Below are 16,262 nucleotides of genomic sequence, written 5' to 3' on the forward strand. Positions count from 1 at the left end.
GGCCCCCGCCCGCATCTGGGCGGGGGCCGGTACGTATAAGGAGCGAATCATGGAAGCAGGTCGACTCGACGCGGCGAAGTGGTCGGACGCGCTCAAGCTGTACGACTGGCTCGTCACGTTCGTCGGTGTCGCTCCACGCGAGCACGAGGAACGGTGGCTCGATGTGGGGGCGATCATGCGGCTGGAGACCCGGGATCCGCGGGGCTGGGAATCCATCGACCCCGACGAGGGGGAGGACGAGCGCCGGGAGGATCCGCTGTTCCCTTGGCTGGAGGCGCCCTCCACGCCTGCGGATGCGGAAAGCTACAGCAGGCGCGTGGGGGAGATTCCTCGCTCTTCCGTGAGGTCGCTTCTCGTCCTGCTCGGAGCCGGCACACCCCGCCTGGATCTCTCGAAGTCTCCGAGCTGGGATGATCGCCGGCCGGGGTGGGAACGAACGCCGGGCCGACGTGATCCTGTCGCGATTTCCCGACGGCACCTGCTTCTACACCAACCTCGGCTGGACGAGCGACCACGCCGCCCCTCGGGTTAGAGCTTCACTCAAAAAATCCTCGCAGAGATGCTGCCCTGTCATGCGCTCCAGTTAGAGTGGCAATCTAAGCTTCCCCGACCAGGAGTCCCCATGCCCGCCACCCCCACCCCCTTCCGCATGCCCCCCGAGTGGGCCCCGCACGAGCGCACCTGGATGGCCTGGCCGGGGCCCAACCCCACCTTCGCCTCCGACGCCGAGCTGGACGAGGCCCGCCGCGCCTGGGCCGCCGTCGCCCGGGCCGTACGTCGCTTCGAGCCGGTCACCGTGGTCGTCGGGCCCGGTCAGGAGGACGGGGCCGCCGCGCTGCTCGGGCCCGGCGTGGAGCTGGTCGTGCGGCCGCTCGACGACGCCTGGATGCGGGACATCGGGCCCACCTTCGTCACCGACGGCCGCACCCTCGCCGCCGTCGACTGGACGTTCAACGGCTGGGGCGCCCAGGGCTGGGCCCGCTGGGAGCGCGACCAGCACATCGCCCGGGCCGTCGCCGAGCTGGCCGGGATCTCCGCGCACAGCTCCCCGCTCGTCAACGAGGGCGGCGCGATCCACGTGGACGGCGAGGGCACGGTTCTGCTCACCGAGACCGTCCAGCTCGGTAAGGAGCGCAACCCCGGCTGGAGCAAGGAGCAGGTCGAGGCGGAGATCCACGCCCGCCTCGGCACCGAGAAGGCCATCTGGCTGCCGCGGGGACTGACCGGCGACTACGGGACGTACGGCACGCTCGGCCATGTCGACATCGTCGCCGCCTTCGCCCGCCCTGGCACCGTCCTCGCCCACGTCCAGCCCGACCCGGCCCACCCCGACCACGAGGTGAGCCGGGAGCTGCTGGCCGTCCTGCGTGCCGCCACGGACGCCAAGGGCCGCCCCCTGGAGGTCATCGAGGTGCCCGCGCCCACCGTGCTGCGCGACGAGGACGGCGAGTGGGTCGACTACTCCTACATCAACCACTACCTCTGCAACGACGGCGTGGTCCTCTGCGCCTTCGACGACCCGCGCGACGAGGAGGCCGCGGCGATCTTCCGGGGGCTCTTCCCGGACCGTACGGTGACCCTCGTCGACGCCCGTACGATCTTCGCCGGCGGTGGAGGCATCCACTGCATCACCCAGCAGCAGCCGAAGGTACGAGCGAACCCATGACCCCCGCCCCCCGCCGCACCCACCACCCCGCCCCGCCCCGCGACGACGTCCTCGCCGCCGCCATGGCCACCATCGCCGAGCGCGGGCTCGACGGGCTCACCATGGCCGGGCTCGGGCGGGAGGTCGGGATGAGCAGCGGGCACCTGCTCTACTACTTCCGCACCAAGGACGAACTGCTGCTCCAGACCCTGGAGTGGAGCGAGGACCGCCTCGGGGCCGAGCGGCGTGCCCTCCTCGCCGAGCCCGGTGCCGGGTCCGCCCGCGAACGGCTGGAGGCCTACATCCGCCTCTACCTGCCCGCCGGGCACCGCGACCCCCACTGGACGCTCTGGCTGGAGGTCTGGGGCCGCTCGCAGAACGCCGACGACGACGCCCGTGCCCGGCAGGCCGCCATCGAGGGGGCCTGGCACCGCGACCTGGTGGCGCTGCTCGCCGAGGGGATCTCGCGCGGCGCGTTCCGGCCGGTGGACGCCGACCGCTACGCCGCCCGGCTGCGGGCGCTGCTCGACGGGTTCAGCATCCACGTCACGGTCGGGATCCCGGGGACGGGGCGGGAACAGGTGGTCGCCCAGGCGGCTGAGTTCCTGGACGAGACGTTGACGCCGGGATCCTGAGAGCGCGGTGCGACCAGCGTCACGACCGCATCCTGAGACACCGCCGTCAGGCGGCCCGCGCTGTGCCAGACTGCTGCCGTGTCCTCGTTCGTCATGATTATTGGCAGCAGGCGCGCCGGTCCGCAGTGACCGTCCCGTACCACCACGTACGGCGCGGCCATCGTGCCCCAGACCCGCGCGCAGACCTCTCGCACCCGCGAGGGGTTTTTTCGTTTTCCGGCCCGCACCCGGGCCGAGGCGGAGCGCGCGAGATGATGGGGGCAAGTGGAAGCCGATCGTCCGGATCCACTCATCCGACAGGAGTCAGATCAGCATGACCACCAAGGCCAACGCCACCGACGACAGTTTCCATGTCTTCGACACCACACTGCGCGACGGTGCTCAGCGTGAGGGCATCAACCTGACGGTCGCCGACAAGCTGACCATCGCCCGTCATCTGGACACCTTCGGGGTCGGCTACATCGAGGGCGGCTGGCCGGGGGCCAACCCCCGCGACACCGAGTTCTTCGCCCGGGCCCAGCAGGAGATCACGTTCGAGAACGCCCAGCTCGTGGCGTTCGGCGCGACCCGCAGGGCCGGCGGCAGCGCGGCCGAGGACCCCCAGGTGCAGGCGCTCCTGAACTCCGGCGCCCCGGTGGTCACGCTCGTGGCCAAGGCGCACGACCGCCATGTGGAACTGGCCTTGCGCACCACCCTGGACGAGAACCTGGAGATGGTCCGCGACACCGTCTCCCACCTGCGCGAACAGGGCCGCAGAGTCTTCGTGGACTGCGAGCACTTCTTCGACGGCTACCGCGCCAACGCCGAGTACGCCAAGGCCGTGGTGCGTACCGCGTACGAGGCGGGCGCCGAGGTCGTCATCCTCTGCGACACCAACGGCGGCATGCTCCCCGCCCAGGTCCAGGCCGTCGTCGCCACCGTCATCGCCGACACCGGCGCCCGCCTCGGCATCCACGCCCAGGACGACACCGGCTGCGCCGTCGCCAACACCCTGGCCGCCGTCGACGCCGGCGCCACCCACGTCCAGTGCACGGCCAACGGCTACGGCGAGCGGGTCGGCAACGCCAACCTCTTCCCCGTCGTCGCCGCCCTGGAACTCAAGTACGGCATGAAGGTGCTGCCCGAGGGCGCACTCGCCGAGATGACCCGCATCTCGCACGCCATCGCCGAGGTCGTCAACCTCACCCCCTCCACCCACCAGCCGTACGTGGGCGTCTCGGCCTTCGCCCACAAGGCCGGGCTGCACGCCTCCGCGATCAAGGTCGACCCCGACCTGTACCAGCACATCGACCCCGAGCTGGTCGGCAACACCATGCGGATGCTGGTCTCCGACATGGCGGGCCGTGCCTCCATCGAGCTGAAGGGCAAGGAGCTCGGCATCGACCTCGGCGACGACCGCGCCCTGGTCGGCCGGGTCGTCGAGCGGGTCAAGGAACGCGAACTCCAGGGCTACACCTACGAGGCCGCCGACGCCTCCTTCGAACTGCTGCTGCGCGGCGAGGTCGAGGGCCGGGCCCGGCGCTACTTCCGTACGGAGTCCTGGCGGGCGATCGTCGAGGACCGCCCCGACGGCACCCACGCCAACGAGGCCACCGTGAAGCTCTGGTCCAAGGGCGAGCGGATCGTCGCGACCGCCGAGGGCAACGGCCCGGTCAACGCGCTGGACCGGGCGCTGCGCGTCGCCCTGGAGCGGATCTACCCGCAGCTCGCCAAGCTGGAGCTGGTCGACTACAAGGTCCGCATCCTGGAGGGCCGCACCGGCACCGAGTCCACCACCCGGGTGCTCATCACCACCGGCGACGGCACCGCCGACTGGGCGACCGTGGGGGTCGCCGAGAACGTCATCGCCGCCTCCTGGCAGGCGCTGGAGGACGCGTACACCTACGGACTGCTGCGCGCGGGCGTCGAGCCCACCGAGTAGCCCCACCGAGCAGCCCCGCCGAAACCCCTTCGTACGAGAGCCGCCGCCCGTCATCGGGCGGCGGCTCCTTCGTGTTCCAGCCGCAACCCCGAGCCGTTCAAGAAGTGAACGCGCAACAGCGCCTGCCCACCCGGCAGATGAGACCCGTTCAATCTCGACGTGAAGTATTGACGGCCCTGTTGCGGCGCGGTTAACTCACGCCGCAACGCCGGTACCGGTTCCGGAACCGGTACCTAAGCACCTCCCCCCTTGCACGCCCCCGCCCTACCCCCGCCTGCCCTCGTCCGCCCCGTACGGCCCCTGGAGGCCCCGATGCGCGTCACCATCGCCGATGTCGCCCGCGAGGCCGGCGTCAGCAAGACGACCGTGTCGCGGGTCATCAACACCAAGGGGGAGGTGGACCGCTCCACGGCCGCCCGTGTTCGTGAAGTGATCGCACAACTCGGTTACGTACCCAGCTCCGGAGCCGTCGGTCTCGCCCGCGGTTCCAGCCGTACGGTCGGCATGCTCGTGCCCTCGCTGACCTGGCCGTGGATGGGCGAACTGCTCCAGGGCGTCGTCGACACCGTCGAGGCCGCCGACCACGGGCTGCTGCTGTTCACCTGCAACCGCGGGGCCGAGTCCGTCCAGCGCTTCACCAGCCAGGTGTCCGCGCGCGCCTTCGACGGGCTCGTCGTCGTGGAGCCGGAGAACACCCTCGGCCACCTCACCGCACTGCACCACGACGGCCTGCCGATCGTGCTCATCGACGACCGCGGCCACCACCCCGAATTCCCCTCCGTCGTGACCACCAACCACGAGGGAGGCGCGTCCGCGGCCCGCCACCTGCTGGCCGCCGGACGCACCCGGCCCCTCATCCTGACCGGCCCCCAGCACTTCGGCTGCGTACGGGACCGGCGCGACGGATTCCGCTCGGTGCTGCCCACCGATCTCGTCGTCGAGGGGGACTTCACCGAACGCGGCGGCCGGCTCGCCGTCGAGGAACTCCTCGCCCGCGGCGTCGCGTTCGACTCCGTCTTCGCGCACAACGACATCAGCGCCGCGGGCGTGCTCCGCGCCCTGCGGGCCGCCGGTCGCCGCGTGCCGGACGACATCGCCGTCGTCGGCTTCGACGACATCCCGATGGCCGAACACACCGAACCGCCGCTGACCACCGTGCGCCAGCCCACGCGCCGCATGGGCGAGACGGCGGCCCGGATGCTGCTCTCCCACCTCGGCGGCACGCCCGTACCCGACGGACCGGCCGTGCTGCCCACCGAACTGGTCGTGCGCCGCTCGGCGCCGTGACGGACCCGGCCGCCCGGCCGCGCCCCGCCCTCGCACCCTTCCGCCCGCCGGGATCTCCCAGACCCGGCAGCCCCTTCCTGGAGTCGCCATGTCCGTACGCCGTCGCACCACCCTCAGAGCGGTCGCCGCCGCCACCGTCGTGGTGGCGCTCGCCGCCGGTTGCTCGAACGCCAACTCGGGTGCCAACAAGGGCGGCGGGGCCGCCGGCGTACTGACCCTGGGCAAGCCGGACGGGCCGCAGACGAACAACAGCAACCCGTTCCTCACGACCTCGGCCGGAGCGGTCCTCGGCTACCGTCACATGATCTACGAGCCGCTCGCGATGACGAACATGATCAGGCCCACCGAGAAGGCCGACCCCTGGCTCGCCACCGAGTGGGCCTGGGAGGACAACTTCACCAAGGTCACCTTCACCCTGGACGAGCGGGCCAAGTGGGCCGACGGCAAGCCCCTGACCGCCGCCGACGTGGAGTTCACCTTCAACCTGCTCAAGAAGCACCCGGCCCTCAACGGCGACGGGGTTCCCTTCGACGGGGTCGCCGTCAAGGGCAAGCAGGTCGTGCTGACCTTCGAGGAGAGCCAGTTCGTCAACCAGAACAAGATCATCCAGACCTTCATCGTGCCCAAGCACATCTGGGAGAAGGTCGACAACCCGGAGACCTGGCCCAACCGCACCCCGGTCGGCTCCGGACCGTACAAGCTCAAGACGTTCACCCCGCAGACCACCACCCTGACCGCCACGCCGACCTACTGGAACGGCGAGACCAAGGTCAAGGAGCTGCGCTACACCGCCTACAACGACAACAGCGCCGCCACCACCGCCCTGGCCACCGGCAAGATGGAGTGGTCCTTCGTCTTCATGCCGAACCACAAGCAGCTGTTCATCGACAAGGACCCCAAGAACCACCACCTCTGGTTCCCCTCCGGCCTCGGCGTGCACGGACTGTGGTTCAACACCGCCCGCAAGCCTTTCGACAACCCGGCCCTGCGCCGGGCGATGGCGATGGTCGTCGACCGCAAGGCCATCCACATCCAGGCCCAGGCCACGCTCTACCCCGAGATCACCAACCCCACCGGCATCCCGCTCCCCGCCGGTGAGCCCTTCCTCGCCCCCGAGTACGAGGACGCCACCACCAAGCCCGATGTCGCCGGGGCCAAGAAGCTGCTCGCCGAGGCCGGGTTCAAGCTCAGCGGCGGCGTCCTCAAGGACCCCAGCGGCAAGCCGGTGACGCTCACCCTCACCGACCCGGCCGGGTGGAACGACTACATCACCGGGCTCGCGATCATCAAGGACAACATCAAGGAGATCGGCATCGAGGCCAAGGTCAAGACCCAGACCGCCGAGGCCTGGGGCACCGACGTGGCCAACGGCAACTTCGACGCCACTCTGCACTGGACCAACAGCGGCGCCACCCCGTACGACATGTACCAGAACATCATGGACGGGGCGATCGTCCAGCCCATCGGCAAGAGCTCCCAGGCGGGCAACTTCGGCCGCTTCAAGAACCCCGAGGCGACGGCCGCGCTCAAGGAGTACGCGGGCGCCACAGGCGACGCCGCCCGCACCAAGGCCCTCAACACCCTCCAGAAGATCTTCGTCGAGCAGGCCCCCATGATCCCGACGGCCGCCGCGCCCATCGGGGCCGAATACTCGACGAAGAACTGGATCGGCTGGCCCACCGAGGCCAACCCGTACGCCCCGCCGCAGCACACCCAGCGGACCGCGCTGGAGATCGTGCTCAACCTCAAGCCCTCCACCAAGTAGGCACGGGGAAAGACCGGACGGGAAGAAGACGGGAAACCGGCCATGACCAGTGATCAGCCCGAGCACGCACGGACCGGCTCCGAGACCGTGCGGACCGGCTCCGAGCCCGCGCCCACCGGCACCGAGCGGGTGCGGACCGGCTCCGAGCGGGTGCGGACCGGCTCCGAGCCCGCGCCCACCGGCACCGAGCGGGTGCGGTCCGGCTCCGAGCCCGCGCCCACCGGCACCGAAGTGGTGCTCGAAGCGCGCGGCGTCACCAAACACTTTCCCCTGCGCCGCACCGCCCGCGACCTGTTCGCCCGCGAGCGCCGCAGCGTCCACGCCGTCGACGACGTCTCGCTCCGGCTGAGACGCGGTACCGTCACGGCTCTGGTGGGGGAGTCCGGCTCGGGCAAGTCCACCGTCGCCCGCCTGCTCGCCCAGCTCTATCCGCTCACCTCGGGCGAGATACGGCTGGGCGGCACGCCGGTGGTGGCTGGTCGCGGCCGGTCCTTCCGCCGTTACGTCCGCCGGGTCCAGCTGATCTTCCAGGACCCCTTCGCCTCGCTGAACCCGGTGCACACCGTGCGCTACCACCTGACCCGCGCCCTGAAGATCCACGGCCGGGCGGGCAGCGGGGAGGCGGAGCTGGAGGAGAACCTGGCCGCCCTCCTGAACCGGGTCCAGCTGACCCCGCCCCAGCAGTTCCTCGACAAGTTCCCGCACGAGCTCTCCGGCGGGCAGCGCCAGCGCGTCGCCATCGCCCGGGCGCTCGGCGCCGACCCGCAGGTCCTCCTCGCCGACGAACCCGTCTCGATGCTCGACGTGTCGATCCGGCTCGGCGTCCTCAACCTGCTCCGCGACCTCAAGGAACGCCTCCACCTGGCGATCCTCTACATCACCCACGACATCGCCTCCGCCCGCTACTTCGCCGACACCACCCTCGTCATGTACGCGGGCCGGATCGTCGAGGGCGGTGACAGCGAACGCGTCACCCAGCACCCCGCCCACCCCTACACCCAGCTCCTCATCGCCTCCGCGCCCGACCCGGACCGGATCGTCGACGAGGAGGACCAGGAGGAGACCGGCACCGGCGAACCGCCCTCCCTGATCACCCCGCCCGCCGGCTGCCGCTTCCACCCCCGCTGCCCGCAGGCGATGGAGCGCTGCCGCACCGAACTGCCGCCGCGCTTCGACCTGCCGGAGGGCCAGTGGGCGGCCTGCTGGCTGTACGAGGGAGCCGCGGCGCACCCCACGGACGCAGGCGGCACGGCGGCGGGCCGCCCGGTCCCGGGCCCCCATACCGCGAAGGAGGCCACCCGGTGAAGTACCTGCTCCAGCGCCTCGCCTTCTACGCCGTCACCGCGTGGGCCGCGATCACCATCAACTTCCTCATCCCCCGGCTCATGCCGGGCGACCCGATCCAGGCCCTCCTCAGCCGCTACCAGGGGCAGCTCGACACCAAGGCCATCGACTCGCTCAAGGCCCTGTTCGGCCTCGACGAGCAGCAGTCGATGTGGCAGCAGTACACCGACTACTGGGCCCACCTCCTCGACGGCGACCTCGGCCTCTCCTTCACCTTCTTCCCCACCCCGGTCAGCGAGGTCATCGGCCAGTCCCTGCCCTGGACGCTGGCCCTGGTCGGGACGACCACGCTCATCAGCTTCGTCCTCGGCACCGGCATCGGCGTCTACAGCGGCTGGAAGCGCGGCTCCTGGCTGGACGGGCTGCTGCCGGTCACCACCTTCATCTCCTCCATCCCGTACTTCTGGCTGGGTCTCGTCGCCATCGCCGTGTTCGCCGAGAAGTGGTCGCTGTTCCCCAACTCCGGCGGTTACGACAACGCCCTCGTCCCCGCCTTCGACTGGCCGTTCATCTCCAGCGCCCTCTACCACGCGGTCCTGCCCGGCGTGACGATCGTCCTCAGCGCGGTGGCCGGCTGGATCCTCGGGATGCGGAACATGATGGTCACCGTCTCCTCCGAGGACTACGTGATGGTCGCGCAGGCCAAGGGCCTGTCCGAGCGGCGGGTGATGTTCGGCTACGCCGCCCGCAACGCGGTCCTCCCCAACATCTCCGGCTTCGCCCTCTCCCTCGGCTTCATCGTCGGCGGCACCCTGCTCGTCGAGATGGTCTTCACCTACCCGGGCATCGGCTTCCAGCTGCTCCAGGCGGTCGGAGCCAAGGACTACCCCCTGATGCAGGGCGTCTTCCTCATCATCACGCTCTCCGTCCTCGCCGCGAACCTGCTCGCCGACCTCGTCTACGCCGCCCTCGACCCCCGTACCCGGAAGGAGGCGTAAGCCCCGTGCCCAGCACCCGCGTCCGCGCCGCCCGACCCCGTATCCGGAAGGCCTGAGGCCCCATGTCCATCACCGCCACCGACGTCGCCGTCCTGGACGGCGCGCCCCCGCCCACGGCCCCCACCCGCCGGGCCCGGCTCCGGTTCCTGCGCGGCGGGAAGACCCGCACCGGCCTGATCCTGCTGGCGTTCTTCGTCCTGCTGGCCGTCGCCGGACCGTGGCTCGCCCCGTACGACCCCGACGCCATGAGCGACCAACTGCTCCAACCGCCCTCCGGCGACCACTGGTTCGGCACCACGCACACCGGGCAGGACGTCTTCTCGCAGATCCTCGTCGGCACGCGCGGCGTCCTCGTCGTCGGACTGCTGGCCGCCCTCATCGCGACCGCCCTGTCCGTCCTGATCGGGGTCACCGCCGGATTCCTCGGCGGAGCCGTCGACGAGATCCTCTCCGCGCTCTCCAACATCTTCCTGGTGCTGCCCGGACTCCCGCTGATCATCATCGTCGCCAGCTTCGTCCCCGACACCGGTGACATCGTCATCGCCGTCGCCATCGCCCTGACCTCCTGGGCCTGGGGATCGAGGATCCTGCGCGCCCAGACCCTGTCGCTGCGCCGCCGCGACTACGTGGAGGCCGCCCGCGCCACGGGCGAGTCGACCCCGCGCATCATCCTCTTCGAGATCCTGCCGAACCTCACCGCCGTCATCGCCTCCGGCTTCGTCGGCACGGTCATCTTCGCCGTCCTCACCGAGATCACCCTCGCCTTCATCGGCGTCGCCGACATCTCCCACTGGAACTGGGGCACGGTCCTCTTCTGGGCCCAGTCCAACCAGGCCCTCGCCCAGGGAGCCTGGTGGTGGTTCGTCCCCGCCGGCCTGTGCATCGCCCTGCTGGGCACCGCGCTGGCCCTCATCAACTTCGGCATCGACGAGTTCGTCAACCCCCGCCTGCGCACCGCCACCGGATCCTCCCGGAAGGTGAAGATGCGCGTCGGCTTCACCCCCGTGGCCCGGAAGTCCACCGGCGACGGACCCCGCGAGCACAGCAGCAAGGAGCCGCGCCCATGAGCGCCGAGCCGGTCCTGACCGTCAGCGGACTCAACGTCGACTACGGCACCGACGCGCACGCCGTCCACGCCCTGCGCGACATCGACCTCACCCTGCGCCGGGGTGAAGTCCTGGGCCTCGCAGGGGAGTCGGGCTCCGGGAAGTCGACGCTCGCCTACGCGGTGACCCGGCTGCTGTCCCCGCCCGGCGTCATCACCGGGGGAGAGGTCCACTACCACCGGCCCGGTGGCGACCGCGTCGACATCCTCTCCCTCGCCCCGGACCAGTTGCGCGCCTTCCGCTGGCAGGAGCTGTCCATCGTCTTCCAGGGGGCGATGAACTCCCTCAACCCGGTGCACACCGTCCACAGCCAGCTCACCGACGTCCTCGCCGCCCACCGCCCCGAGCTGAAGAAGCGCCAACGCACGGCAAGAGCCGAGGAGTTGCTCAGCCTTGTCGGCATCTCCGCCGACCGGCTCGCCGCCTACCCGCACCAGCTCTCCGGCGGGATGCGCCAGCGCGTGATGATCGCGATGGCGCTCGCCCTGGAACCCGAGATCGTCATCATGGACGAGCCGACCACCGCGCTCGACGTCGTCATGCAACGGCAGATCCTGCGACGGCTCGTCCAGTTGAGGGAACAGCTGAACTTCTCGGTCGTGTTCATCACCCACGACATCTCCCTGCTGATCGAATTCTCGGACCGGATCGCGATCATGTACGGGGGCCGCATCGTGGAGCAGGCGGGCGCGGCGGAGATCTACCGCGACCCCCGCCACCCCTACAGCGACGGGCTCCTGCACTCCTTCCCCGCACTCCACGGCCCGCGCCGCGAACTGACCGGCATCCCCGGCTCCCCGCCGCACCTCTCCGCGATGCCCACCGGATGCGCCTTCCACCCGCGCTGCGGCAAGGCCTTCGCGCCGTGCGCCGGGCAGGTCCCGGTACTGGCCCCGCCCATCGACGGACCCGGCCGCGCGGTCGCCTGCCATCTGCACACCTGACCGGGCCCCTCCCCTCCTACGTACGGAGACCCATGAACCTCGCCACCACTCCTCAGCGAATCCTCTCTCCGGCCCCGGTACGCGGACTCCCGGCCGGCTTCCGCTGGGGGGTCGCCACCTCCTCGTACCAGATAGAGGGTGCGGCCACCGAGGACGGCCGCACGCCGTCCATCTGGGACACCTTCTGCCGGGTGCCGGGCGCGGTGGAGGGCGGCGAGCACGGCGACGTGGCCTGCGACCACTACCACCGGATGCCCGAGGACGTGGAGCTGATCGCGGGCCTCGGCGTCGACACGTACCGCTTCTCGCTCGCCTGGCCCCGCATCCAGCCGGGCGGCCGGGGCCCGGCCAACAGGAAGGGGCTGGACTTCTACAAGCGGCTGATCGACGAGCTCCGGGGGCGCGGGGTCACCCCTTGGATCACCCTGTACCACTGGGACCTGCCGCAGGAGCTGGAGGACGCGGGCGGCTGGCCCGCACGCGACACCGCCCTGCGCTTCGCGGAGTACGCCTCCCTCGCGTACGAGGCCCTCGGCGACCGGGTCGAGCACTGGACCACGCTGAACGAGCCCTGGTGCTCGGCGATGCTCGGTTACGCCCACGGGGTGCACGCCCCGGGCCGCCGCGACCCGGGCGACGCCATGGCCGCCGTCCACCACCTGCTCCTGGGCCACGGCCTCGCCGCCGGTGCCCTGCGGGGCGCGGCCGGGGGCAACCCGCTGGAGCTGGGCATCACCCTCAACCTCGGCACCGCAACCCCCGAGACCGACAGCGAGGCCGACCAGGAGGCAGCCCGCCGCGCCGATGGCATGGGCGCCCGGCTCTATCTCGACCCGCTCGTCCACGGCCGCTACCCGCAGGACATCGTCGTGGACCTGGCCGCCCAGCGCATCGAACTCCCGGTCCGGGAAGGCGACCTGGCCGCCATCGCCGCCCCGCTCGACGTCCTCGGCGTCAACTTCTACCGGGGCATGCAGTTCTCCGGCGTCACCGAGGACGGCTCGACCACCGACGCCGATGGGCTGCCCGTCACCCGTGTAGTGGACCGCGACCTGCCGCGCACCGCGATGGACTGGGAGATCACCCCGACCGAACTCACCGATCTGCTGGTGCGGTTGGAGCGCGACTACGGGCTGCCGACCGTTGTCACGGAGAACGGCGCGGCCTTCGACGACACCGTCGCCGCCGACGGCTCCGTCCCCGACGCCGACCGCACGGCCTACCTCGCCGACCACATCGACGCCGTCGTCGCCGCCCGCGCCCAAGGGGCCGACGTCCGGGGCTACTTCGCCTGGTCGCTGATGGACAACTTCGAGTGGGCGTACGGCTACGCGAAACGGTTCGGCATCGTCCGCGTCGACTACGGCACCCAGGTCCGCACGCTCAAGGACAGCGCGAAGTGGTACCGCGACACGATTCGCCTCACCCGCGCCGCCGACACCGCGTAGCGCACCAACCCCTCTGATCCGTAACGACGTTCGGACACCCGCGACCCCAGAAAGAGAGCGCTCCCAAAAATGTCCCGCATTCCGTACGCCCGCCCCCGCAAGGGCAGAAGCAGACCCGCGACGGCCGCTTTCGCCGCCGCGGCCGTCCTGGCCACCCTGCTCGCCGGATCGGCCACCGGCCCCGCCGCAGCCGCCGACGAACCCGCCCCCGTCCTCGTCGACCGCTTCGAGGGCGAGGTGCCGCTCGGCAACAACCCGCCCGCCGACGCCATCTTCACCTGGGGCGGCGACGCGGACGACCACCCGCAGCTCAAGCTGGCCGAACGCGCGGACGCCCCCGAGGGCGAGCAGGTCCTCGAAGGCTCCTACGACATCAGCGCGTACGGCGGGTTCAGTCACGAGTTCGCCGTGGACACCCCGCCGCAGAGCTGGACCGCCCACCAGGGCATCCGCTTCTGGTGGTACGGCCAGAACACCGCGCCCCTGCCGCCCGGTTCGGGCAAGCGGATCAACTTCGAGATCAAGGACGGCGGCGCGAACGGCGGCGCGTCCGAGCTGTGGACCACCTCGTTCACCGACGACTGGGAGGGCTGGCACCTCGTCGAGATCCCGTTCGCGGACTTCGTCTACCGGGCCGACTACCAGCCCGTCGGCGGCATCGACCAGGTGCTCGGCCTGAACGAGATGTGGGGCTACGCCGTCACCCTGCCCGGCGGCGCGCCCGGCGAGTTCGCGATGGACGCCGTCGAGCTGTACGGCAAGGCGGACCCGGCGCTCACCGCGAGCGTGGTCACCGACACGGCCGTACGCCCGGTGAAGAACGGTGCGAGCGCGGAGCTGACGCTCTCCGTCGCCACCACCGGCTCCGTCCCCACCGAGGAGCCAGTGACCATTGCGTACGCCACCGAGGGCGGCACGGCGGAGGCCGGGAAGGACTACACCCCCGTCACCGGCAGCCACACCTTCCCTGCGGGCACGGCCTCCGGCACCACCCACAAGGTCACCGTCCGCACGGCGAAGGCGTCCAAGCCCGCCGAGGCGAAGACGATCCCGCTGGAGCTGACCGTCACCGGCGCGAAGGCCCCCCGGGAGAACCCGCAGGTCGTCATCGACGCCCACGGACTCCCGTACCAGAACGCCAAGCTGCCCGTGAAGCAGCGGGTGGCGGACCTGCTGGGACGCCTCTCGCTCGCCGAGAAGGCCGGCCAGATGACCCAGGCCGAGCGCAACGCGCTCCGCGCCCCCGGTGACATCGCCGCCTACGACCTCGGCTCGCTGCTCTCCGGCGGCGGCTCGGTCCCCACCCCGAACACGGCGGCGGCCTGGGCGAAAATGGTCGACGCCTACCAACTGCGCGCCCAGGCAACCCGTTTCCAGATCCCGCTGATCTACGGCGTGGACGCGGTGCACGGCCACAACAACGTCGTGGGCGCGACGATCATGCCGCACAACATCGGCATCGGCGCGGGCCGCGACCCGAAGAGCGCCGAGAGGACCGGCGCGATCACCGCGAAGGAAGTCCGCTCCACCGGCGTCCCGTGGGACTTCGCTCCTTGCGTCTGTGTCACCCGCGACGAGCGCTGGGGTCGCAGCTACGAGGCGTTCGGCGAGGACCCGGCCCTCGTCGAGGCCATGGAGACGGTCATCCAGGGCATGCAGGGCAGCCCGTCCGGCAAGGACCTGCACCGCAACGACAAGGTCCTCGGCAGCGCGAAGCACTTCGTCGGCGACGGCGGCACCGAGTACGGCTCCGCCACCACCGGCTCGTACACGATCGACCAGGGCATCACCAAGGTCACCCGCCAGGAGCTGGAGGCAGTGCACCTCTCGCCGTTCGAGGAGTCGGTGAAGCGGGGTGTCGGCACGATCATGCCGTCCTACTCCTCCCTCGACATCCTGGGCGACGACCAGGGCCCGGTGAAGATGCACGCCAACGCCGAGATGATCAACGGCGTCCTCAAGGACCGGATGGGCTTCGAGGGCTTCGTCATCAGCGACTGGCAGGCCATCGACCAGATCCCCGGCGACTACCCGAGCGACGTCCGCACGTCCGTCAACGCCGGACTCGACATGATCATGGTCCCGACCGCGTACCAGGACTTCACCAAGACCCTGAAGGACGAGGTCACCGCTGGCCGCATCAGCGAGGCCCGGATCGACGACGCGGTCGCCCGCATCCTCACCCAGAAGTTCCGCCTCGGCCTCTTCGAGAAGCCGTACGCGGACACCACCCACCTCGACAAGGTCGGCTCGGCCGAACACCGCGCGGTGGCCCGTGAGGCGGCCGCGAAGTCGCAGGTGCTGCTGAAGAACGAGGGGGCGGTCCTGCCGCTCAAGCCGAGCCAGAAGGTGTACGTCGCCGGGTCCAACGCCGACGACATCGGCAACCAGGCCGGCGGCTGGACGATCAGCTGGCAGGGCTCCTCCGGGAAGACCACCCCGGGCACGACGATCCTGGAGGGCATGAAGAAGGCGGCGAAGAACCCGGAGTCCGTCACGTACTCGCGCGACGCCTCCGCCGCCACGGACGGCTACGACGTCGGTGTCGTGGTCGTCGGCGAGACCCCGTACGCCGAGGGCATCGGGGACGTCGGCAACGGCCACGACCTGGAGCTGACGGCGGCCGACCAGGCAGCCGTGGACAAGGTCTGCGCGGCCATGGAGTGCGCCGTCCTCATCGTCTCGGGCCGCCCGCAGCTCATCGGCGACCAGCTCGGGAAGATCAACGCGCTGGTGGCCTCCTGGCTGCCGGGCTCCGAGGGCGACGGCGTGGCCGACGTGCTCTACGGCAAGCGCGCCTTCACCGGGCAGCTCCCGGTGACCTGGCCGAAGTCGGAGACGCAGCTCCCGATCAACGTCGGGGACGCGGCGTACGACCCGCAGTTCCCCTACGGCTGGGGCCTGACCACCCTGAAGAAGCCCCCGGCCGGCGGTGAGCTGACCCTCGCGGCCCTCGCCGTCGCCGCCCAGGTCGCCGAGAAGGCGCATCTGGGGAAGACCCCGGCAGGCAAGGCGATCGTGGACCAGGCCAGGCTGCTGGTCCAGCAGAAGATCGACGGGAAGTTCGGCCAGGCGGTCGCCAAGCCCTTCGCGGAGGCGGACCACCTGCTGCTCAAGGGTGACCTGACGGGCGCGGTGGCCAAGCTGCGCACGGCCTACCGAGCCGCGTAGTCATACGGCCCTCCAGACGGGCGACGGCGTTCGTCGCCCGTCTGGAGTAGCGTTAAGT

General features: G+C 70.7%; 11 protein-coding genes and 1 pseudogene. All 12 read left to right on the plus strand.

All coding sequences use genetic code 11. The features are described 5' to 3' along the window. Nucleotides 1-532, plus strand: a pseudogene (locus ACFWM7_RS24190) (hypothetical protein); the annotation flags it as partial. A gap of 90 nt (nt 533-622) precedes the next feature. Continuing rightward, nucleotides 623-1,666: an agmatine/peptidylarginine deiminase gene (locus ACFWM7_RS24195; protein WP_383263787.1), complete on the plus strand. Its 1,044-nt coding sequence runs from the start codon at nt 623-625 to the stop codon at nt 1,664-1,666. Further along, on the plus strand, nt 1,663-2,280 hold the full coding sequence (locus ACFWM7_RS24200) for a TetR/AcrR family transcriptional regulator (protein WP_383263790.1): 618 nt from the start codon (nt 1,663-1,665) through the stop codon (nt 2,278-2,280). The genes ACFWM7_RS24195 and ACFWM7_RS24200 overlap by 4 nt, the downstream gene beginning before the upstream one ends. Nucleotides 2,281-2,593: 313 nt before the next feature. Continuing rightward, nucleotides 2,594-4,201, plus strand: coding sequence for a citramalate synthase (cimA, locus tag ACFWM7_RS24205; RefSeq protein ID WP_383263792.1), 1,608 nt, complete (start codon nt 2,594-2,596; stop codon nt 4,199-4,201). A gap of 312 nt (nt 4,202-4,513) precedes the next feature. After that, nucleotides 4,514-5,488, plus strand: a complete 975-nt coding sequence (locus ACFWM7_RS24210) for a LacI family DNA-binding transcriptional regulator (RefSeq protein WP_383263795.1) — start codon at nt 4,514-4,516, stop codon at nt 5,486-5,488. Nucleotides 5,489-5,576: 88 nt separating this feature from the next. Further along, complete coding sequence (locus ACFWM7_RS24215) at nt 5,577-7,253, plus strand: ABC transporter substrate-binding protein (RefSeq protein WP_383263798.1); 1,677 nt, start codon at nt 5,577-5,579, stop codon at nt 7,251-7,253. A gap of 231 nt (nt 7,254-7,484) precedes the next feature. Further along, nucleotides 7,485-8,558: an ABC transporter ATP-binding protein gene (locus ACFWM7_RS24220; protein WP_383263813.1), complete on the plus strand. Its 1,074-nt coding sequence runs from the start codon at nt 7,485-7,487 to the stop codon at nt 8,556-8,558. Next, nucleotides 8,555-9,535, plus strand: coding sequence for an ABC transporter permease (locus tag ACFWM7_RS24225; protein ID WP_006127810.1), 981 nt, complete (start codon nt 8,555-8,557; stop codon nt 9,533-9,535). The genes ACFWM7_RS24220 and ACFWM7_RS24225 overlap by 4 nt, the downstream gene beginning before the upstream one ends. A 62-nt stretch (nt 9,536-9,597) precedes the next feature. After that, on the plus strand, nt 9,598-10,602 hold the full coding sequence (locus ACFWM7_RS24230) for an ABC transporter permease (RefSeq protein WP_383263801.1): 1,005 nt from the start codon (nt 9,598-9,600) through the stop codon (nt 10,600-10,602). Then, entirely contained in the window at nt 10,599-11,585 is a 987-nt protein-coding gene (locus ACFWM7_RS24235) for an ABC transporter ATP-binding protein (RefSeq protein ID WP_383263804.1), read from the plus strand. Before ACFWM7_RS24230 ends, ACFWM7_RS24235 begins: the two co-directional genes overlap by 4 nt. A 32-nt stretch (nt 11,586-11,617) precedes the next feature. Next, nucleotides 11,618-13,033 carry a GH1 family beta-glucosidase gene (locus tag ACFWM7_RS24240; protein ID WP_383263807.1) on the plus strand — a complete coding sequence of 472 codons (1,416 nt, stop codon included), beginning with the start codon at nt 11,618-11,620 and terminating at the stop codon, nt 13,031-13,033. 69 nt (nt 13,034-13,102) lie between these two features. Continuing rightward, nucleotides 13,103-16,204, plus strand: coding sequence for a glycoside hydrolase family 3 N-terminal domain-containing protein (locus tag ACFWM7_RS24245; protein ID WP_383263810.1), 3,102 nt, complete (start codon nt 13,103-13,105; stop codon nt 16,202-16,204). Nucleotides 16,205-16,262: the final 58 nt, after the last annotated feature.

Source organism: Streptomyces sp. NPDC058375 (assembly GCF_042723425.1).
Classification (GTDB): domain Bacteria; phylum Actinomycetota; class Actinomycetes; order Streptomycetales; family Streptomycetaceae; genus Streptomyces; species Streptomyces durocortorensis.